Raw genomic sequence first — 909 nt, forward strand, 5'->3', positions numbered from 1 at the left:
GCAACGGTAGGTCGCTACTGGATTGATGATGCGCGCATCATTACCCAAAGCGTATCAGAACCCTCTTCTATTGCCTTGCTTGGCCTAGGTCTTCTTGGCTTAGTGGGTATTCGTCGCAAGAAAATCTAAGTCTCCTCATCGCAATCATTACCCTGCTTCGAACGATTTAGTCAATTAGTCTGGAGCAGGGATTGCCAAGCCTGCCTTTTTTAGCTAACGTCTAGCCCATTCAGATCGACCCCGTTTTTACTAATTAAGGCTATTTGTATGGCACAGTACGTATTCACCATGAATCGCGTGGGAAAAGTTGTCCCACCTAAGAAAGAAATCCTCAAAGATATCTCCCTTTCATTTTTCCCTGGCGCCAAAATTGGTGTATTGGGTCTTAATGGTGCGGGTAAATCAACACTACTAAGAATTATGGCGGGCGTTGATAAAGACTATATTGGTGAAGCCCGCCCTCAGCCGGGTATCAATATTGGCTACCTCGCTCAGGAGCCTGAACTTAACGAAGAAGCAACGGTCAGAGACAACGTTGAAGAAGGCGTGAGTGAGATTAAAAATGCGTTAACTCGCCTAGATCAAGTTTATGCAGAGTACGCTGAAGAAGGTGCAGATTTCGATGCTCTAGCCGCAGAACAAGCCAAGCTAGAAGCAATCATTGAAACCGGTGATGGTCATAATCTGGAAAGAACACTGGAAGTCGCTGCTGATGCCTTAAGACTGCCACCATGGGATGCTGAAGTTAAACATTTATCAGGTGGTGAAAAGCGTCGTGTCGCTCTTTGCCGTCTATTACTTTCTAAGCCGGACATGCTGCTTCTTGATGAACCGACCAACCACCTTGATGCAGAAAGTGTCGCGTGGTTGGAACGTTTCTTACATGACTACCCTGGAACCGTCGTCGCC

General features: G+C 46.6%; 2 protein-coding genes. Both read left to right on the forward strand.

From position 1 onward, the window contains the following. Positions 1 to 39 precede the first annotated feature (39 nt). Positions 40 to 129: a VPDSG-CTERM sorting domain-containing protein gene (locus A3763_RS30020; RefSeq protein WP_369823081.1), complete on the forward strand. Its 90-nt coding sequence runs from the start codon at positions 40 to 42 to the stop codon at positions 127 to 129. A 138-nt stretch (positions 130 to 267) separates the two neighbouring features. Then, positions 268 to 909: ATP-binding cassette domain-containing protein (locus tag A3763_RS03045; RefSeq protein ID WP_156494857.1), on the forward strand; the 642-nt coding region annotated here is incomplete at its 3' end.

It is taken from the genome of Oleiphilus sp. HI0128, assembly GCF_001635365.1.